Below are 19,118 nucleotides of genomic sequence, written 5' to 3' on the forward strand. Positions count from 1 at the left end.
GCGTAGTGGCTCGCCGGGTCGTAAGGAGATAAGGGTACGGTGCCTGATTCCACGATTTCTTCGCCGTCCCGGTCCTCGCGGCCCCCTCGTGGGCGAATTGTCGGACGTGCCCTGACCTGCACCGTCTTCGCGCTCGCCGGGCTGCTGTTCTACGTCAGCGCGCAGACCGCGCACGGCACCGACCTGCGCACCGACAACTCGCTGCTGAAGCTCAGCGACGTCATACAGCAGCGCTCCACCCAGAACCAGCAACTGTCGGAGCAGGTCTCGGCGGACCGGGACCGGGCCGACCGGCTGGCCCGGCAGCAGGGGCAGAGCCCGGACGACGCGGCCAGGCTGGCCGAACTGCAGCGGGCCGCCGGGCTGGACCCGCTGCGCGGCCCCGGACTGACCGTCACCCTGGACGACGCCCCGCCGAACGCCACCGCGCGGATCCCGGGCGTCCCCGAGCCCGGCGTCAACGACCTGGTGATCCACCAGCAGGACATCCAGGCCGTGGTGAACGCCCTGTGGCGGGGCGGCGCCGAGGGCATCCAGGTGATGGACCAGCGGCTGATCTCCACCAGCGCGGTGCGCTGCGTCGGCAACACCCTGCTGCTGCAGGGCCGGGTCTACTCGCCGCCGTACGTGATCCGCGCGGTGGGGAAGACCGACGCGCTGCGCTCCGCGGTGGACGCCGACCCGACCATCCGCAACTACCTGGGCTACGTGACCGCCTACGGGCTGGGCTGGAAGGTCCAGGAGAGCGGCGAGCTGACCCTGCCGGGGTACACCGGCTCCGCCGACCTGCGCTCCGCGACCACCCCCTGATTCCGGCCGGTTCCGGACCGCTCCCGGCCAGGAGCGGTCCGCGACCCGGGCAGGAACCGGCCGGAACCCGCCCAGGACCGGACCGGGACCGGCCTGTTGCGCCGATACCCTCCTGGGCCGGGCGGACGGGCGTCTACGCTTGTGCAGACCCGAATCACCGAGGAGCACCATGTACGGCTGGATCTGGCGGCATCTCCCGGGCCCCGCGCCGGTTCGTGCGCTGATCGCCCTGCTGCTCGTCCTCGGGGTGGTCTACGTCCTGTTCCAGTACGTCTTCCCGTGGGCCGAGCCGCTGCTCCCCTTCGGGAACGTGACGGTGGACCAGGGCGCCGGCGGCTGAGAACGGCGCCGTTCCGCCTCCGTCCGTCCCCCGACGCACCCGTACCCCAGGAGTAGCGATGACCTCCGCCGGCCGAGCGCCCCGGATCCTCGTGGTCGACAACTACGACAGCTTCGTCTTCAACATCGTCCAGTACCTGTACCAGCTGGGCGCGGTCTGCGAGGTGGTCCGCAACGACGAGCTGACCGTGGCCGACGCCCGGCCGCGGGCGGGGGAGGAGGGCTACGACGGGGTGCTGCTCTCCCCCGGGCCCGGCACGCCCGAGGAGGCCGGGGTGTGCGTGGAGATGGTGCACCACTGCGCGGCGGCCGGGCTGCCGCTGTTCGGGGTGTGCCTGGGCCTGCAGTCGATCGCGGTGGCGCACGGCGCGGTGGTCGGGCGGGCGCCCGAGCTGCTGCATGGCAAGACCTCGCCGGTGCTGCACGAGGACGGCGGCGTGTTCGAGGGCCTGCCCTCGCCGCTGATCGCCACCCGCTACCACTCGCTGGCGGTCGACCCGGCCACCGTGCCCGCCGAGCTGGTGGTCACCTCGCGCACCGACAGCGGCGTGATCATGGGCCTGCGGCACCGCGAACTCCCGATCGAGGGCGTCCAGTTCCACCCCGAGTCGGTGCTCACCGAGGGCGGCCACCGGATGCTCGCCAACTGGCTCGCCGAGTGCGGCTTCCCGGAGGCGGTGGGCCGCTCGGCCGGCCTCGCCCCGGTCATCGGCCGGAGCTGACGCCGGTGGCCGCGGTGCGCCCGGAGGGGGGCGTCCCCGAGGAGCTCGGGGATCCGGAGGACTGGAGCGTCTACGAGGCCCCGGCCGAGCAGACCCTGAAGCTGCGGCTCCCGGCCGCCCGCCCGGCCGAGCCGGTGGCCCGGCCGGACGGCGGCCGGACGGCCCGCGGCCGGGCCGGGGGAGGGCCGTCCGGCCTGCGCGCCCCGGGCACCGGGCGCCGCCGGGCCACCGGGCGGCCCGCCGGGCCGCGGCCGCCGCGCCCGAAGGAGCGCCGGCGGGTGGTGCTGGCCCGGCTGGTGGGGGAGCTGTTCATCACGCTGGGCGCGGTGATGCTGCTGTTCGTCTCGTACCAGCTGTGGTGGACCAACGTGCTGGCCGACCGGGACGCCGGGGCCGCCAGCAGCAAGCTGGAGCAGCAGTGGGCCCAGCAGCCGGCCCCGCCGGCCGGCGGGGGCACCGCGCCCGCCCCGCAGCCCACCGCGTTCGAGCCCGGGCAGGGCTTCGCCATCATCCACATCCCGAAGCTCGGCCTGGACTACCCGATCGCCGAGGGCACCGACAAGCAGAAGGTGCTCGACCACGGCCTGGTGGGCCACTACGCGGGCACCGCGATGCCGGCCGACCAGGCGGGCAACTTCGCCGTCGCCGCGCACCGCACCACGCACGGGCAGCCGTTCCGGAAGATCGGCCAGCTGGTGCCGGGCGACAGGATCGTGGTGGAGACCGCGACGGCGTACTACACGTACGAGGTGGCCGGCGGCATCCCGGAGACCCCGCCGAGCAACGTGACGGTGCTCCAACCCGTCCCGAAGGGCTCGCCGTTCACCGCGCCGGGGCGCTACCTCACCATGACGACATGCACGCCGGAGTTCAGTGCCCGGGGAAGGCTGATCGTGTTTGGCAAGATGGTCGAGGAACGGCCGAGGAGCCAGGGCCAGCCGGAGGCGCTGACCGGGCAACACTGAGCAGCGAGGCACGGCACCATGGGCACAGCCATGCGGGGCGGGCGCGGGCGGCGCGGACGGACGGCGGGGGTCCTGGGGCTGCTGGGGGAGCTGCTGGTCACCCTGGGGCTGGTGCTGGCGCTGTTCGTCGGGTACTCGCTGTGGTGGACGGACGTGGTGGCCGACCGGGCCGCCGGACAGGCGGCGGGCCGCCTGCGGCAGACCTGGAGCGTCCCGGCGGCGCCCCCGGCCGCCGGTGCCGCCGCCGCGCCGGTGCCGCAGTACGGGGCGGGGGACGGCGTCGGCTTCCTGCACGTGCCGGCCTTCGGCCGGGGCAACCAGACGCTGATCCGGATGGGCACCACCGCGGAGGTGCTCGACGAGGGCGTAGCCGGGGTCTACGAGGAGCCGTACCGCTCGGCGATGCCGTGGGACGCCGAGGGCAACTTCACGCTGGCGGCGCACCGGGACGGGCACGGCGCCAGGTTCCACGACCTGGACAAGCTGGCCGCGGGCGACCCGGTGGTGGTGGAGACCAGGGACGCCTGGTACGTCTACCGGGTCGCCGGGACGCTGCCGCAGACCTCCAAGTACGACGTGGGCGTGGTGGCGCCCGTCCCCGAGGGCTCGCCGTTCACCGGCCCGGGCCGCTACCTGACGCTGACCACCTGCACGCCGGTGTACACCTCCCGCTACCGGATGGCGGTCTGGGCCCAGCTGGTCCGGATCGACCCGGTGGACGCGCAGCGCACCCCGCCGCCCGAGCTGCGCTGACGGGGCACCAGGACGGCCGAGGGGCCGCACCGTTCGGGAAGAACGGGGCGGCCCCTCGGCGTCGCTGCGGCCGTGGCGCTACGGCTTCGTGGTGGGGTCGGACGGCGTCCTGTCGCCGGCCTTGGTCCACAGCTGGACCGTGCTGTTCGGCGGGATGAGGGTGTTGGCCGGCGGGTCGCTCTTGATCACGATCGCGTTGTCGTCCTGCGGGCCGCCGTTCACCACCACCGACTGGAGGTGGCTCTTCTGCAGGTCGGCGATGACCTGCTTGTAGGTGTGGCCCTCGGTGATCGGCATCGGGACCTTGTCGGCGAGCTGGCCGACCGTGATGGTGATCGCGGTGCCCTGCTTGGCCTGGGTGTTCTTCACGCTCTGGTCGAGGACCTGGCCGGCCTGGGTGGGGTCGGTGACGATCTTGTTGGTCGGCGTGACGGTGAAGCCGGCGGTGGCGAGGATCTGGGTGGCGTCGTCCACAGCCTTGCCGATCACGTTCGGCACGGGGACCTTCTGCTGGCCGGAGGAGACCGTCAGGGTGACCGTGGCGCCCGGGGCGGCCTTGCCCTTGACGTCCTGCGAGATGACCTTGTCCTGATCGACCTTGTCGTCGGTGGCGTAGGTGTACTTGACGTCGAAGCCCTTGTCCTTGAGCGCCTTGCTCGCGGCGTCCTTGGCCTGGCCGGTGACGTCCGGGACGTCGACCTGGGCCGCGGCGGCGGCCAGGTGCACCGTGATCGTGCCGTCGGCGGCCATCTGGCCGCCCGCGGCCGGGCTCTGGGTGCAGACCTGGTCCTTCTGGACCTTCGGGTCGGGGCAGCTGGCGGCCGGGTCTCCGGCGGTCACCTTGAGCTTGGCGCTCTGCGCCTTGGCGGCGGCCGTCGCGTCGTCCAGGCTCATGCCGGTCAGGGTCGGGACGCTGGTCTTCCCGGCGTTCGAGCCGCCGGTCTTCACCATGGACTGCACCACGAAGAACGCACCGACCAGGACCAGCACCGCCGCGACGGCGAGCACGATCCAGGAGGTGTTGTTCTTCTTCGGCGGGTCCTCGCGCCGCCGGCTGCCGCGGCCCTCGTAGCCGCCGTCGTCCCCGCCGCCGTAGCCGTTGTTCTGGTAGCCGCCGCCGTAGGGGGCGGGCTGCTGGTTGCCGACCGGCGGCAGCACGGTGGTCGGGCCGCCGCCCTGCTGGGGCAGCACGTTGGTCTGGCCGTACGGGTCGTACTGCCCGCCGCCCTGGTCGTAGCCGTAGCCGGCCGCGCCCATGCCGTAGGCCGCCTGCTGGGCGGCGGCGACCGGGAGGCCGTCGAGGAAGCGCTCGATGTCGTCGCGCATCTCGTCGGCGGACTGGTAGCGGTAGTCGCGCTCCTTGGCCAGCGCCTTGAGCACGATCGCGTCGATCTCGGGGCGCACCTCGGGGTCGTACGAGGACGGCGGGGCGGGCTCCTCGCGGACGTGCTGGTAGGCCACCGCGACCGGCGAGTCGCCGACGAACGGCGGCCGTACGGTCAGCAGTTCGTACAGCAGGCAGCCGGTGGAGTACAGGTCGGAGCGGGCGTCGACGGTCTCGCCCTTGGCCTGCTCGGGGGAGAGGTACTGGGCGGTGCCGATGACCGCGGAGGTCTGGGTCATCGTCATGCCGGCGTCACCCATCGCACGGGCGATGCCGAAGTCCATCACCTTGACGTTGCCCTGCCGGGTCAGCATCACGTTGGCGGGCTTGATGTCGCGGTGCACGATGCCGGCCCGGTGCGAGTACTCCAGGGCCTGCAGGATGCCGATGGTCATCTCCAGCGCCCGCTCGGGCAGCAGCCGCCGCCCGGTGTGCAGCAGTTCGCGCAGGGTGGAGCCCTCGACGTACTCCATGACGATGTACGGGATGGAGATCCCGTCGATGTAGTCCTCGCCGGTGTCGTAGACCGCGACGATGGCCGGGTGGTTGAGCGAGGCCGCGGACTGCGCCTCGCGGCGGAAGCGGGCCTGGAAGGAGGGGTCGCGGGCCATGTCGGTGCGGAGGGTCTTCACGGCCACGGTACGGCCGAGCCTGGTGTCGTGGCCGAGGTACACCTCGGCCATGCCACCGCGCCCGAGGACGCCGCCGAGCTCGTACCTGCCGCCTAGGCGACGAGGCTCTTCCATATCTCCGACCCTCTCCCCCACCGGTCGGTGAGGATGTGACGTAGGTGTCCCCGCACGCTCTCTTCGGACGCGCCGGCCGCCGCCGCGGTTCCACGGCCCCGGCCCCGGTCTTCCGGCTGCGGGTACACCCGCTGCTGGCGGATACGCTACCGGGCGAACCTGAGCGGACCGGTGCGGATCGTCAGCTGAGACCAGACCGGTACCGATCAGGACCGTCCCATTGTGACAATTCCGGCCACCGATCGAGGATCGGCGGCCGGAATGTGACGGAGCTGACCGGACCTACTTTCCCAGCGCCGCCTGCATCATCGACTTGGCGATCGGCGCCGCGATCGAGCCGCCGGAGATCTCCGAGCTCTGCGCCGCGCCGTCCTCGACCACCACCGCGACCGCGACCTGCTTGCCGCCGGAGTCCTTCGCGTAGGAGACGAACCAGGCGAACGGCTTGCCCGCGTTGTCCTGGCCGTGCTGCGCGGTGCCGGTCTTGCCGCCGACCGTCACGCCCGGGATGGCCGCCCGCCTGCCGGTGCCGTCCTTCACCACGGCCTCCATCAGCTGCTGGAGCTTCTGCGCGGTGTCCGGCGAGACGGCCTGGCTCAGCTGGTGCTCGGAGTGGGTGGAGATGGCGTTGCCCGCCGAGCCCTCCTGGGAGACCAGGTACGGCTGCATCAGCGAGCCGTTGTTGGCGATCGCCGCCGCCACCATGGCCATCTGCAGCGGGGTGGCCCGGGTGTCGTGCTGGCCGATGGCGTCCATCGCGGTGCCGTCGGGGGAGGAGCCGCTGGGGTAGTAGCTGGCGGCGGCCCGGATCGGGACGTCCACCTTGTCGTTGTTGAAGCCGAACTTCTCGGCCTGCGAGCGCAGCGCGTCCTTGCCGAGCTCGGCGCCGATCTTGCCGAACACCGTGTTGCACGAGATGGCCATCGCCGAGGCGAGGGTGGCGTTCGTGCAGGGCTCGTCGGGGCTGTCGTTGACCAGCGGGGTGCTGGTGCCCGGCAGGATGTACGTCTCCGGGGTGTCGGTGGTGTCCGTGGGATTCTTGAACTTGCCGGTCTCGAACGCGGTCGCCGCGGTGACCAGCTTGAACGTCGAACCGGGCGGGTAGGTCTGGCGCAGCGCCCGGTTCAGCATCGGCTGGTTCGGGTCGTTCTGCAGCGCCGTCCAGGCCGCGGAGTCGCTGTCGCCGCCGCCCGCGAAGGTGCTCGGGTCGTAGGACGGGGTGGATACCAGCGCCAGGATCGCCCCGGTGCGCGGGTCGATCGCCACCGCGGCGCCCTTCCGGTTGCCCAGGCCCTCGAAGCCGGCCTTCTGCACCTTCGGGTCGATGGTGGTGACCACGTCGCCGCCCTGCTTGGGCTTGCCGGTCAGCATGTCCAGGGTGTTGCGGAAGAACAGCCGGGAGTCGGTGCCGGACAGCACCGGGTCCTCCAGCTTCTCCAGCTGGCTGGCGTCGTAGATCTGCGAGGAGTAGCCGGTGACCGGCGCGTACATCGGCCCGTCCACCCAGGAGCGCTTGTACTTGTAGCGCAGGCCGTTGACGAAGTCGGACTTGGTGACGGGCTGCCCGCCGACGATGATGTTGCCGCGCGGGTAGGCGTACCGGTCGTACTTCACCCGGTCGTTGTGCGGGTTGCCCGCCCAGGCCGAGGCCTGCACGCCCTGCACCCAGTTCACCCGGACCATCAGCGCCAGCACCAGGACCAGGCAGAAGATCGACACCCGGCGGATCGGCTTGTTCACGAGGATGCTCCCCTGCTCTGGTCCGGCGTTCCGTACCCGGGCGGCCCGTACCGGTCGGGACCGGCCGGCTCCGGGATGGCCGGGACCGGCTCGGGGGTCGGTTCGGCGGCCGGGCGGCGGGCGGTGTCGCTGATCTTCATCAGGACGGCGATCAGCGCCCAGTTGGCCACCACGGAGGAACCGCCCTGGGCCAGGAACGGCATGGTCATGCCGGTCAGCGGGATCAGGCCGGTGACCCCGCCCGCGACCACGAACACCTGGAGCGCGAACGCCGAGCTCAGGCCGACCGCGAGCAGCTTGCCGAACGGGTCGCGGGCGGCCAGCGCGGTGCGCAGGCCGCGCTGCACCACCAGGCCGTAGACCAGGAAGACCGCCATCAGGCCGGTCAGGCCCAGCTCCTCGCCGAACGAGCCGAGGATGAAGTCGCTCTTCGCCGCGAACTGGATCAGCCAGCTGCGGCCCTGCCCCAGGCCGGTGCCGACGGTGCCGCCGGAGCCCAGCGACATCAGGGTCTGGCCGATCTGCTCCGAGGACTCCTTGGGCGGGTGCGGCCCGAACGCCGCCATCGGGTCCAGCCAGGCGTTGATGCGGGTCTTCACGTGCCGCTCGCTGGTGGCGACCACCGCGGCGCCGCCGAAGGACATCAGCAGGCCGAAGACGATCCAGCTGGTCCGCTCGGTGGCCACGTACAGCATCACCACGAACAGGCCGAAGAACAGGAAGGAGGTGCCGAGGTCGGTCTCGAACACCAGGATCAGGATCGACAGCAGCCAGACCACCACGATCGGCCCGAGGTCGCGGCCGCGCGGCAGGTACAGGCCCATGAACTTGCGGCTGGCCAGCGCCAGGGCGTCCTTCTTCACCATCAGGAAGCCGGCGAAGAAGATGGTCAGGATGATCTTGGCGAACTCGCCGGGCTGGATCGAGAAGGAGCCGAAGCGGATCCAGATCTTCGCGCCGAAGTCCTCGGCCCGGGACGGGAAGAAGGCCGGCGCGGCCAGCAGCACCAGCGCCAGCACCATCGAGATGTAGGTGTAGCGCTGCAGGATCCGGTGGTCCTTGAGCAGCAGCATCACGCCGACGAACAGCCCGATGCCCAGGCCCGACCACATCAGCTGGTTGGTGGTCGCCGGGAAGTTGTTGCGCAGCAGCTTGCCAGCCTTGTCGAGCCGCCAGAGCATCACCAGACCGAGCCCGTTCAGCAGCGTCGCCAGCGGCAGCAGCAGCGGGTCGGCGTACGGGGCGAACCGGCGCACCGCCAGGTGCGCGGCGCCGGCCAGCACGCCCAGGCCCAGGCCGTAGGCCAGGATGTTGGCGGGCAGCGTGCCGTCCATCGCCAGCCCCACGTTGGCGTACCCGAACATCGGGATGGCCACCGCGAAGGCCAGCATCAGCAGCTCGGTGTTGCGCCGGTTCGGCACGGCGTCCGGGGCGGTCCGGGCGGTGGCCCGCCGCCGCCCGGCGGCGGGCGTGCGGCCGCCGCTCACGTCGAAGGTGCTCATGCCTGTGTGAAACCCCCCGGGTTCGCCCGCGGCCCTACTGGGCCGGGCAGGACGCGGCGAGCTGCTGCTCCTGCTCGGTCAGCGGGGGTGCGGACGGCGCGGTGCCCTCCCCGGCGGCCGGGGCGGTCTTGGACTCGGCGACCTTCTTGCAGACGGCGGCCTGCGTGCGCAGCACCTCGACCTGCTTCCGGGCGTCGGCCAGGCCGTCGGCCTGGATCTTCTTGGCGACCTGGTCCGCCTGGTAGGCGGGCAGGTACTTGAGTTCGACGTCGGCGTACGGCTGGTAGACCGAGCTGAGTTCGAGGCCGGCCAGGTTCTGGTCGAGGCCGCGGTAGACCGCGACGTGGCCGTCCTGGACGCCGACGTAGTACTGGTCCTGGCTCCACTGCCAGGCGAAGAACCCGCCGGCGCCGAGCACCGCGAGCACCAGCACCCCGATCAGGGTGAGCTTCAGGCCGCGCTTCTTCTTCCGGCGCTCGACCGGGGCGTCCTGGTCGAACTCCTCGCCGGGCGCGCCGTAGCCGCCCTCGCCGGCCGGGAAGCCGGCCTGGGTGAAGTCGTCCGCCGGGGCGCCGTAGCCCTCCGGCGGGCCGAAGTCGCCCGCGGGGGCGCCGTAGCCGGGCTGCTGCTCGTAGCCGCCCTCGTAGCCCTGGGCGGGCCCGAAGGCGCCCTGCGGGGCCTGGCCGCGGCCGAGGCCGGCGGCGCGGCCGGCCGGGGTGTCCAGCAGCTGCGGGTCGTTGAAGTGGTGCGGCTGGGTGTCGGCGACCGCGCCGACCACCATCGGGGCCTCGGTGGCCTGGCCGCTGAGCGGGTCGGTGGCGCCGACGTCGATCACGTCGGCGACGATGCAGGTGATGTTGTCCGGGCCGCCGCCGCGCAGCGCCAGCTGGATCAGCTCCTGGACGGTCTGCTCGGGCGCGTAGTAGCTGCCGAGCGTCTCCTCCAGGGTCTGGTGGCTGACCGGGCCGGACAGGCCGTCGGAGCAGATCAGGTAGCGGTCGCCGGCCCGGACCTCGCGGATCGACAGGTCGGGCTCGACCTGGCCGCGGCCGTCCAGGGCGCGCATCAGCAGCGAGCGCTGCGGGTGGGTCTCGGCCTCCTCGGCGGTGATCCGGCCCTCGTCGACCAGCCGCTGCACCCAGGTGTGGTCCTGGGTGATCTGGTCGAGCCGGCCGTCGCGCAGCAGGTAGGCCCGGGAGTCGCCGATGTGCACCTGGCCCATCCGCTGGCCGTCCCAGAGCAGCGCGGTGAGCGTGCAGCCCATGCCCTCGAGCTGCGGGTCCTGCTCGACCATCTGCCGCAGCCGGTCGTTGGCGGTCTGCACCGCCTCGTTGAGCAGGGTCAGCAGGTCGGCGCCGGGGTGCGGCTCGTCGAGCCGGACGATCGAGCCGAGGACCTCCGAGGAGGCGACCTCGCCGGCCGCCGCCCCGCCCATGCCGTCGGCCACCGCGAGCAGCCGGGGCCCGGCGTAGCCGGAGTCCTCGTTCCCTTCACGGATCAGGCCCTTGTGCGAGCCGGCGGCGAAGCGCAGCACGAGACTCATGCTGTCCGGGCCCTCCTTCGGGTGGAGCTGGTCCTCATGCGCTGACTACTTCCGCAGCTCGATGACGGTCCTGCCGATTCGGATCGGCACGCCGATCTGGAGCGGCGTCGGCGTGGTGAGCCGCTGCCGGTCCAGATAGGTGCCGTTGGTGGAGCCTAGATCCTCCACCGTCCACTGCCCAGCCTGATCCGGGTAGATCCTGGCATGGCGGGAGGACGCGTAGTCGTCGTCCAGGACGATGGTGGAGTCGTGCGCCCGGCCCAGCGTGATGGTCTGGCCCTGCAGCGCGACGGTCGTTCCGGCCAGCGATCCCTGGGTCACCACCAGGTGGGTGGGCTGGCCGCGGCGCTGCCGGGCCTGCGCCTGCTGCGCGGCGGTGGGCTGCCCCTGGGGGGCGCGGCCCGGGCCGGCCTGGGCGGGCGCGGGGGCAGTGGAGCGCTGGGCGGTGCGCGCCGCGCCCTTGGTGTTGAACAGGTCGCTGCGGATCACCTGCACCGCGACGATGACGAACAGCCAGAGGACGGCGAGGAAGCCCAGCCGCATGACCGTCAGGGTCAGATCAGACATACCGGCCCGCTTCTACCCTTCGACCTGTCGGTAGACGATGGTGGTCGACCCCAGGACGATCCGGGAGCCGTCGCGGAGCGTAGCGCGCTGGGTGTGCTGCCCGTCCACCACGATGCCGTTGGTGGACCCCAGGTCCAGGACCATCGCGGGCGTACCGGGACGGATCTCCGCGTGCTTGCGGGACACTCCGGGGTCGTCGATCCGGATGTCCGCCTCGGTGGAGCGGCCCAGCACCACCGCGTTCTGGCTGATCTGGTGCCGGGCGCCGTTCACCTCGATCCAGCGCCGGGTGCCGGCGCCGCCGTGGCCCGCGCCGGGGAAGGGCCGCACGTTCCCGGCTGCCGGGGGGGCGGACGGCATCGCGGGCGGGGCGGCGGGCGGCGGCGGTGCGCCGTAGGGGGCGGCGGGGGCCGCGCCCTGGTGCCAGGGGGCGCCGGGCGCGGGCGGGGTCGGCGGGCGGCCGTACCCGGGCTGGGCGGCGGGCGGCGCGGCCGGGGCCCGCTGGGGCTCCTCGGCGGCCAGCGTGCGGCTGCGCACCCGGTACAGGCCGGTGTCCAGGTCGTCGGCCTTCTCCAGGGCGACCTGGAGCGGTCCCATGAAGCTGTACCGCTGGGCCTCCGCGTACTCGCGGACCATCCCGGCGAGCTCCGTGCCGAGCTGGGTGGCGTAGGGGCTGAGCCGCTCGTGGTCGTGCGGGCTGAGCTCGACGATGAAGTCGTTCGGGACGACCGTGCGGTCCCGGTTCCAGATGGTGGCGTTGTTGTCGCACTCGCGCTGCAGGGCGCCGGCGATCTCCACCGGTTGGACCTCGGACTTGAACACCTTGGCGAAGGTGCCGTTCACGAGACCTTCGAGTCGCTGCTCGAACTTCTTCAGGACTCCCACGGGGCACCCCCTCTCAGGGCGTCGGACGGGCCGGCTCGTCGGCTGGAAAGCGGTACTTCCGTACTGATCGTATCCACGCCCGGCCCTTCCGTACGGTTCCCCGCCTAGGTCGCGCCCGGAGGGGTACCCGCCGGGCGGCCCGCTCACTCGTTCGCCCGGCCTCCGGTTGCGGGCCGGGCGGACCCGTGCCGGGGGGCCGGTCGGAATGGATTCGCAGGTACGGCGTGGGGCGTGCTAATGTTTTCCATGTCGGAAGGGGCGCCCGAGAGGGAGCCGAACGGAAGACCCCGAGAGATGCGGTAAGCTTCTCGACAGGTCGGAAGAAGCGGTAAGCAACTGAAGACAACACCCATGCGCGGGTGGCGGAATAGGCAGACGCGCTGGATTCAGGTTCCAGTGCCCGAAAGGGCGTGGGGGTTCAACTCCCCCCTCGCGCACAGCGAAGCCCCGCAGATCCTCAGGATCTGCGGGGCTTTCTCGTTCTCCGGATCAGGTGCCGGTGCCGGTGCCCCGGAACGGTCCGGGGCGGCTCAGGGGGCGGGCAGTACGGCGTGCAGGGCGAAGCCGCCGTCGGGGGTGGGGTCGGCGGTGAAGGTGCCGCCGAGCAGGGCGGCGCGTTCGCGCAGGCCGATCAGGCCGTGGCCGCCGCCGGGCAGCGGGGCGGTGTCCTGGCCGGCGCCGGTCGGGCGGAGCGGCGGCGGGCCGTTGCGGACCTCGACGTGCAGCCGGCCGCCGCGGGCGGTGACCCGGACGGTGACCGGGGCGCCGGGGGCGTGCTTGCTGATGTTGGTGAGGCCCTCCTGGACGGTGCGGTAGGCGGCCCGTTCGACGGCCTCGGGCCAGTTCCGGCGGCCCGGGTCGAGGCGGCGGGTGACGGCCAGACCGCTGCCGTCGATCAGCCGGGGCAGGTCGGCGAGGGTGGGCTGCGGGGCGAGCGGGGTGCCGGGGACGCCTGCGGCGCGCAGCACGCCGACCATCTGGCGGAGCTCGTCGAGGGTGCGGACGGAGAGCTCGCGGATGGTGCGGGCGCCGTCCCGGGCGGCCGGGTCGGTGCTGGCGACCTGCAGCGCCCCGGCCTGGATCGAGATCAGGCTGACCTGGTGGGAGACCACGTCGTGCATCTCGCGGGCGAGCCGGGCGCGTTCGGCGGCCAGCACCTTCTCGGCCAGCAGCCGGCTCTCGCGCTGGCGGCCGGCGGTGAGTTCGGTGACCCGTTCGGCGAGTTCGCCGCGGGTGCGGACCAGCATGCCGAGGGCGGCCGGTCCGGCGCCGAGCATCACCGACTGGATGGCGTACAGCGCGTTGTCCCGGCTGAGTTCGAACAGGCCGGGGTCGAACGGCCAGTGGAAGAACTCGACCAGGGCGAAGGCGGTGGCGCAGGCGACCGGGACGGGGGGCCGGGGGCGGGTGGCGGCGACCGAGTAGACGGCGGTGACGGGGGCCAGCCAGATCTCGTTGAAGAACGCGCCGGGCAGGGTGAGCAGGGCCACCGTGAGCGGGAGGCGGCGGCGGAGCAGCAGGGCGGCGACGGACAGCGCGGAGAGGGCCAGCTGCCAGGGCGCGGAGCCCTTGGCGACCAGGGCGGAGTCCATCGCGGCCAGCAGCACCGGGACCAGCAGGGTGGTGCGCGGGGAGCGCAGCAGGGCCCGGAGCCGGGAGCCCGGGGCGGCGGGCGGCCCGGGGGGCGCGGCGGGGGCTCCGGTACGCGCGGGGGCCTCGGCGGCCTCGGGGGTCACTCGCCGTCCTGCCGGTCGCGGACCAGCCCGGCGCGGTGGGCGATGACGGCGGCCTGGACGCGGTTGGCGGCGCCGAGCTTGGCCAGGATCGCGCTGATGTGGTCCTTGACGGTGCCGGTGCCGAGGAACAGCCGGTCGGCTATCTCGGCGTTGGACAGGCCCTCGCCGAGCAGCGCCAGGACGTCGAGCTCGCGGCCGGTGAGCCGGCCGGTGAGGTCGGCGGCGGCGGTGTCGGGGCCGCCGCCCTCGACGTAGCCGCTGATCACGGTGCGGGCGACGGTCGGGGAGAGCACGCTGCCGCCGGCCGCGAGCACCCGGACGGCGTGCACCAGTTGCTCGGGGGCGGTGTCCTTGAGCAGGAACCCGGCGGCGCCGGCCCGCAGCGCGGTGCCGATGTGCTCGTCGGTGTCGAAGGTGGTGAGCATGGCGACGGCGGGCGGGTCGGGCAGCGCGCGCAGCCGGCGCAGCACGCTGATGCCGTCCAGGTCGGGCATCCGGACGTCGAGCAGGACGACCCGGGGGGCGAGTTCGCGGGCGAGCTGTTCGGCCTGGCCGCCGGAGCAGCCGCCGACCACTTCCAGGTCGGGTGCGGTGCCGACGATCAGGCCGAGCCCGGAGCGGACCAGCACCTCGTCGTCCACGATCAGGACCCGGGTCGGCGGCATGTCTCTCCCTGTCTCTCCCGCTGGTGGCGGTTCGGTGCCGGGCGGTCCACGACCCCCGCCGATCGGCGGGGGTGGGAATCCGCTACCGGATTCACGCAATTCTCATCCTGGCTGGGCAACCATGGAAATCGGGGTGGAGTGCGCCGAACCGCGAGCGGATGCGCCCCCGTGATCGATCGTCTGGAATGGTTGCTGTGTCCACTGTGAAGACGGCTTCCTCAGCCGTGTCCCCCACGAGCGGCGAGGGCCCGGGTCCGCTGGCACGGTGGCGCCCGAGAGCCGCCGCGTCGACCGTCTGGTACCTCCGGCTGATGGCCCTGCTCAACCTGGCGGCGGTGCTTTCGGTGCCGTTCCGGGACCAGGTCCAACGGCACAACGAGGGGGAGTTCTTCACCCCCTACCTGATGACCGCGGGCCTGACCACGGTGGTGCTGGCGCTGTTCCTGGCGGTGGCGATGCGCCGCCGCAAACGGGCGGCGTGGATCTTCAACACCGGCCTGGCCGGGCTGACGTTCCTCGGCTACCTGGCCTGGATGGCCTGGGGCGACCGCTACCGGGACCACCCCTGGAACTACTTCTCGATCGTGCTGACCGGGCTGTTCCTGGTGGCGCTGCTGGTCTCCCGCAAGGAGTTCACCTCCAAGGGCGACCGCTCCAACCCGAAGACCGCGGCCGCCGCCGCGGTCGGCGGGCTGCTGCTGGGCGGGCTGATCGGCTCGGTGCTGGTGCAGCTGACCAACGAGGTCGCCGGCGCGGGCTTCGGCACCCGGTTCAGCTACGCGGTGCACCGGATGATCACGCTGAACCCCTCGGAGCGGGTCCTCGACGTGGTCTCGGTCCCGACCTGGGTGAACGCGGCGATCAACGCGATGAGCGCGGTGCTGTTCCTGTTCGTGCTGTACGTGGCGTTCCGCTCGCCGCGCGGCGAGGAGCTGCAGAGCGACGAGGACCAGAGCCGGCTGCGCGAGCTGCTGGAGAAGCAGGGCGAGCGGGACTCGCTGGGGTACTTCGCGCTGCGCCGGGACAAGGCGGTGGTGTTCTCGCCGTCCGGGAAGGCGGCGATCGCCTACCGGGTGGTCGGCGGCGTCACGCTGGCCTCCGGCGACCCGATCGGCGACCCGGAGGCCTGGCCGGGGGCGATCGACGCCTGGCTGTCGGAGGCCCGCGAGCACGCCTGGGTGCCGGCCGTGATGGGCGCCTCCGAGGAGGCCGGGGTGATCTACGCCCGGCACGGACTGGACGCGCTGGAGCTGGGCGACGAGGCGATCGTCGAGCTGGACGAGTTCTCGCTGGACGGCCGGGCGATGCGGGTGGTCCGGCAGGCGTACAACCGGGTCAAGCGGGCCGGGTACACGGTGCGGATCCGCCGGCACGGGGACATCCCCGAGTGCGAGATGGCCGAGCTGGTGGCCAAGGCCGACCACTGGCGGGACGGGGCGACCGAGCGCGGCTTCTCGATGGCGCTGGGCCGGCTCGGCGACGCGGGCGACGGGCGCTGCGTGATGCTGGAGTGCTTCGACGGGGACGGCGAGCTGCGGGCGCTGCTGAGCTTCGTGCCGTGGGGCGCGCACGGCCTGTCGCTGGACCTGATGCGGCGCGACCGGGACAGCGAGAACGGCCTGATGGAGTTCATGGTGATCGAACTCCTGCAGCGGGCGAAGGAGGTCGAACTGGAACGGGTCTCGCTGAACTTCGCCATGTTCCGCTCGGTTTTCGAGCGCGGCTCGAAGCTGGGTGCAGGCCCGGTGTTGCGACTGTGGCGTTCGGTGCTCGGTTTCTTCTCCCGCTGGTGGCAGATCGAGTCGCTCTACCGGGCGAACGCGAAATACCGGCCGATCTGGGAACCGCGTTATCTGCTCTTCGAGAAGAGCGGCGAGATTCCCCGGATCGGCATCGCCTCGGCCCGCGCGGAGGGTTTCATCACGGCGCCCACCATGCCGGCCCTGTTCCGCCGTCGGCACAAGTGAGGAAGTCTTCCCGGCCGGGTACGGCGCGGGACGGGGGCGGGGCCCCTCCGCCGGGGGGCGGAGCGGGCCGGATGTCAGACCCCAGGATGACGCCGCGAATGGTCTTCGAAGCTGATGCCGCGGGTTAATCCGATGCGTATCGTCGGTGGCGAGGCGTAGAAGAATCGACGGCGCGAGTCGGGACGGAATCGGACGGGAGAACCGGGTCGTGGAGAAGATCACCCACGCGGGGGGCGTGCGACCGGAGTGGTGGGCGGTATTCCGCCGGGCCGCGGTCGCGGAGTGGGGGGAGCTTTTCGCTTCCGTGAAGGAGCAGGTGGTGCGGCGGAAATTCGCCGCCGTGCCGCTGGCGACCGCGGCGACCGCGCTGGTGATGCTGTTCTCGGTGGTCCAGCACCTGCCGGGCGGGGACCGGTTCGTGGCCGACATCGGGGTGGTGAAGGCGGCGCTGCCGCTGGACGTGTCGCTGCTGCGCACCCCGCTGTCGCTGTACGTGCCGGCCCTGGACCTGCCGGTGTGGGGGGCGCTGGCCCAGGTGTTCCTGGTGTTCGGGGTGGCGGAGATCGTGCTGGGGCGGCGGCTGACCCTGGTGGTGGCGTACGTCTGCACCCTGGCGGGCACGCTGTTCGCCCGGGTCGGGGTGGCGCTGGGCCCGCACCACGCGCTGGGCTTCCCGCGCTGGGTGGCGCACGTGCGGGACACCGGTCCTTCGGCGGCGGTGGTGGCGCTGGCCGTGGTGGTGGCGCTGCGCTGCCGGGCGTGGTGGACGGGCGGGGCGGTGGCGCTGTCGATGCTGGTGGAGGCGCTGCTGCTGCCGAACCTGGCGGGGCTGGAGCACCTGGTGGCGATCAGCACCGCCGTCCTGATCGCCATCTGGGTCGAGGTGTTCGGCGACTACTGGCCGCGGGTGCTGACCGGGGTCGGCGCGGCCGCGTCGGTGGCCGCCCAGGGCCGGACCAGGGCGGTCACGCCCTGACCCGGCGGGCGGGCGGTCAGCCGCGGGGCAGCGGCATCTCGAAGTAGACGACCTTGCCGACCGCCTTGCGGGCGGTGCCCCACTTCTCGGCCAGTTTGCTGACCAGGTTCAGGCCGCGGCCGTGTTCGGAGAAGGAGTCGGCGGGTTCCAGCGACGGCAGGTTGTGGTTGTCGTCGCTGACCTCGACCAGCAGCTTGTCGACCCGGATCAGCTGCAGCTGCACCTCGGAGCGGGCCACCCGGACGGCGTTGGTGACCAGTTCGGAGACCAGCAGTTCGACGGTCTCGGCGAGCGCGGTCAGCTGCCAGGCGGCGAGCTGGTCGCGCACCAGCCGGCGGGCCCGGCCGACCTCCAGTTCGGTGACGCCGAGCTGCCAGGTGGCGACCTCGGTCGGCGGGACGCCGTCGAAGCGGGCCACCAGCAGGGCGATGTCGTCCTGCCGGTCGTCGGAGTGCAGGGTGTTCAGCACGGTGTCGCAGGCCTCGTCGGGGGTCTGCTTGGGGTCGATCAGGTTGCCGCAGAGCGCCGCCAGGCCGGCTCCTATGTCGCCGCCGCGGACCTCGACCAGGCCGTCGGTGCAGAGCACCAGCATCGAGCCGTCCGAGACGTCGATCTTCTTGGTCTGGAACGGCACCCCGCCGACGCCGATCGGTGCGCCGGAGGGCAGTTCCAGCAGTTCGCCGCGGCCGTCGGGGTGGACCAGGACGGGCGGGACGTGGCCGGCCGAGGCGAGTTCGCAGGTGCGGTTGATCGGGTCGTAGACGGCGTACAGGCAGGTCGCCAGGTGGTCGTCGCCGAGCTTGTGGGCCAGGTTGTCGAGGTGGCGCAGCAGCTGGGCGGGCGGCAGGTCGAGGGCGGCCAGGGTCTGCATGGCGGTGCGGAAGCGGCCCATCGCGGCGGCCGAGTGCAGGCCGTGGCCCATCACGTCGCCGACCACCAGGGCGACCCGGCTGCCGGGGAGCTGGATGGCGTCGAACCAGTCGCCGCCGACCTCGGCCTTGCGGTCGCCCGGCATGTAGCGGTGGGCGATCTGCACGCCGGGGATCCGCGGCGGGCGGGTCGGGATCATCGAGCGCTGCAGGGTGGTGGCGACCTTGGACTCGGCGCGGTGCAGCCGGGCGTTGTCCAGGGAGAGCGCGGCGCGGGCGGCGATCTCCTTGAGGGTGTCGGCGTCGGAGCGGGTGAACGGCGCCCGGTCGGTCAGCCGCAGCAGCTTGAGGATGCCCAGCACGGTGCCGCGGGCGGACAGCGGCAGCACCAGCATCGAGCGGCCGACCACGGCGGGCTCCAGCTCGGGGCCGCCGAGCGCGGCCGCGTAGTCGACCGCGACGTCCGCCGAGATCAGCGGGACCAGCACCGGCTGGTTCTCCTGGAGGGCCAGGCCGGGCGGGGTGGAGCGGGGCATGGCCATCAGCGCGCCCTCGTCCAGGACGTGGTTCCAGCGCTGCGAGGAGGCGTTGAAGGTGCGGGCGACCCGGCGCAGCATGGTGGCGTCGTCGGGCAGGGCGACGGGCAGTTCGGAGTCGGAGATCAGGCCGTCGAGCAGGTCGACGCAGGCGAAGTCGGCGACCCGGGGGACCAGCACCTCGCACAGCTCGCGGGCGGTGGTGTCCAGGTCGAGGGTGGTGCCGACCTGGCTGCCGACCGAGGCGAGCAGGGCGAGGTCGCCGTCGTCGGGCAGCCCGCGGACCACCTCCACGCCGGTGCCGGAGGAGGCCGTCCGGCTGGGCGGGACGGCGGCGGGCAGGACGGGGGAGACGGGGGAGAGGGGGGCGGTGAGGGCGTGGAGGGTTTCGGGGTGGAGGCCGGGGGTGGTGC

At 72.7% G+C, this 19,118-nt stretch carries 16 protein-coding genes and 1 tRNA gene; 8 read left to right on the forward strand and 9 right to left on the reverse strand.

What is annotated here, in order from left to right:
* Positions 1-39: 39 nt before the first annotated feature.
* The 5 genes from IH44_RS0102330 to IH44_RS0102350 all read left to right on the forward strand — a co-directional run bounded on the left by IH44_RS0102330 (position 40) and on the right by IH44_RS0102350 (position 3,589).
* Entirely contained in the window at positions 40-810 is a 771-nt protein-coding gene (locus IH44_RS0102330) for a DUF881 domain-containing protein (RefSeq protein ID WP_030457656.1), read from the forward strand.
* A 169-nt stretch (positions 811-979) separates the two neighbouring features.
* Positions 980-1,150 (forward strand): hypothetical protein, encoded by a 171-nt coding sequence (locus IH44_RS47105; protein ID WP_014137037.1) that lies wholly within the window; start codon positions 980-982, stop codon positions 1,148-1,150.
* A gap of 58 nt (positions 1,151-1,208) precedes the next feature.
* The gene (locus tag IH44_RS0102340; RefSeq protein WP_030457657.1) at positions 1,209-1,871 is read left to right on the forward strand and encodes an aminodeoxychorismate/anthranilate synthase component II; all 663 of its coding nucleotides are present in this window, start codon (positions 1,209-1,211) and stop codon (positions 1,869-1,871) included.
* Between the two features lie 5 nt (positions 1,872-1,876).
* On the forward strand, positions 1,877-2,836 hold the full coding sequence (locus tag IH44_RS40495; protein ID WP_051816456.1) for a class E sortase: 960 nt from the start codon (positions 1,877-1,879) through the stop codon (positions 2,834-2,836).
* 18 nt (positions 2,837-2,854) lie between these two features.
* Positions 2,855-3,589: a class E sortase gene (locus IH44_RS0102350; RefSeq protein WP_081966687.1), complete on the forward strand. Its 735-nt coding sequence runs from the start codon at positions 2,855-2,857 to the stop codon at positions 3,587-3,589.
* Between the two features lie 78 nt (positions 3,590-3,667).
* Here the strand turns inward: IH44_RS0102350 and pknB are convergent, their stop codons facing one another.
* The 6 genes from pknB to IH44_RS0102380 all read right to left on the reverse strand — a co-directional run bounded on the left by pknB (position 3,668) and on the right by IH44_RS0102380 (position 11,956).
* Positions 3,668-5,719 carry a Stk1 family PASTA domain-containing Ser/Thr kinase gene (gene pknB / locus IH44_RS0102355; RefSeq protein ID WP_030457660.1) on the reverse strand — a complete coding sequence of 684 codons (2,052 nt, stop codon included), beginning with the start codon at positions 5,717-5,719 and terminating at the stop codon, positions 3,668-3,670.
* Between the two features lie 282 nt (positions 5,720-6,001).
* Positions 6,002-7,459 carry a penicillin-binding protein 2 gene (locus IH44_RS0102360; protein ID WP_030457661.1) on the reverse strand — a complete coding sequence of 486 codons (1,458 nt, stop codon included), beginning with the start codon at positions 7,457-7,459 and terminating at the stop codon, positions 6,002-6,004.
* Complete coding sequence (locus tag IH44_RS0102365) at positions 7,456-8,961, reverse strand: FtsW/RodA/SpoVE family cell cycle protein (RefSeq protein WP_030457662.1); 1,506 nt, start codon at positions 8,959-8,961, stop codon at positions 7,456-7,458. The genes IH44_RS0102360 and IH44_RS0102365 overlap by 4 nt, the downstream gene beginning before the upstream one ends.
* 34 nt (positions 8,962-8,995) lie before the next feature.
* A complete protein-coding gene (locus IH44_RS0102370) occupies positions 8,996-10,504 on the reverse strand; it encodes a PP2C family serine/threonine-protein phosphatase (protein ID WP_030457663.1) in 1,509 nt (502 codons plus the stop codon).
* A 45-nt stretch (positions 10,505-10,549) separates the two neighbouring features.
* Positions 10,550-11,071: an FHA domain-containing protein gene (locus IH44_RS0102375; RefSeq protein ID WP_030457664.1), complete on the reverse strand. Its 522-nt coding sequence runs from the start codon at positions 11,069-11,071 to the stop codon at positions 10,550-10,552.
* Between the two features lie 12 nt (positions 11,072-11,083).
* Entirely contained in the window at positions 11,084-11,956 is an 873-nt protein-coding gene (locus tag IH44_RS0102380; RefSeq protein WP_030457665.1) for a DUF3662 and FHA domain-containing protein, read from the reverse strand.
* Between the two features lie 353 nt (positions 11,957-12,309).
* Between IH44_RS0102380 and IH44_RS0102385 the strand changes: the two genes are divergently transcribed.
* Positions 12,310-12,393: transfer RNA gene (locus tag IH44_RS0102385), tRNA-Leu, on the forward strand.
* Positions 12,394-12,486: 93 nt separating this feature from the next.
* On the opposite strand, the gene IH44_RS0102390 is transcribed toward IH44_RS0102385, so the two are convergent.
* The gene (locus tag IH44_RS0102390; protein ID WP_232794788.1) at positions 12,487-13,692 is read right to left on the reverse strand and encodes a sensor histidine kinase; all 1,206 of its coding nucleotides are present in this window, start codon (positions 13,690-13,692) and stop codon (positions 12,487-12,489) included.
* On the reverse strand, positions 13,689-14,357 hold the full coding sequence (locus IH44_RS0102395) for a response regulator transcription factor (protein WP_030457667.1): 669 nt from the start codon (positions 14,355-14,357) through the stop codon (positions 13,689-13,691). Before IH44_RS0102395 ends, IH44_RS0102390 begins: the two co-directional genes overlap by 4 nt.
* 224 nt (positions 14,358-14,581) lie before the next feature.
* On the opposite strand from IH44_RS0102395, the gene IH44_RS0102400 reads away from it, so the two are divergent.
* Together IH44_RS0102400 and IH44_RS46170 are read left to right on the forward strand one after the other, a co-directional pair.
* Positions 14,582-16,324 (forward strand): phosphatidylglycerol lysyltransferase domain-containing protein, encoded by a 1,743-nt coding sequence (locus tag IH44_RS0102400; RefSeq protein WP_051816457.1) that lies wholly within the window; start codon positions 14,582-14,584, stop codon positions 16,322-16,324.
* A gap of 319 nt (positions 16,325-16,643) precedes the next feature.
* Positions 16,644-17,300: a hypothetical protein gene (locus IH44_RS46170; protein ID WP_157852065.1), complete on the forward strand. Its 657-nt coding sequence runs from the start codon at positions 16,644-16,646 to the stop codon at positions 17,298-17,300.
* A gap of 16 nt (positions 17,301-17,316) precedes the next feature.
* On the opposite strand, the gene IH44_RS0102410 is transcribed toward IH44_RS46170, so the two are convergent.
* The coding region (locus IH44_RS0102410) for a SpoIIE family protein phosphatase (RefSeq protein WP_232794790.1) at positions 17,317-19,118 on the reverse strand (1,802 nt) is incomplete at its 5' end.

The organism is Kitasatospora sp. NRRL B-11411, assembly GCF_000721345.1.
Classification (GTDB): Bacteria; Actinomycetota; Actinomycetes; order Streptomycetales; family Streptomycetaceae; genus Kitasatospora; species Kitasatospora cineracea.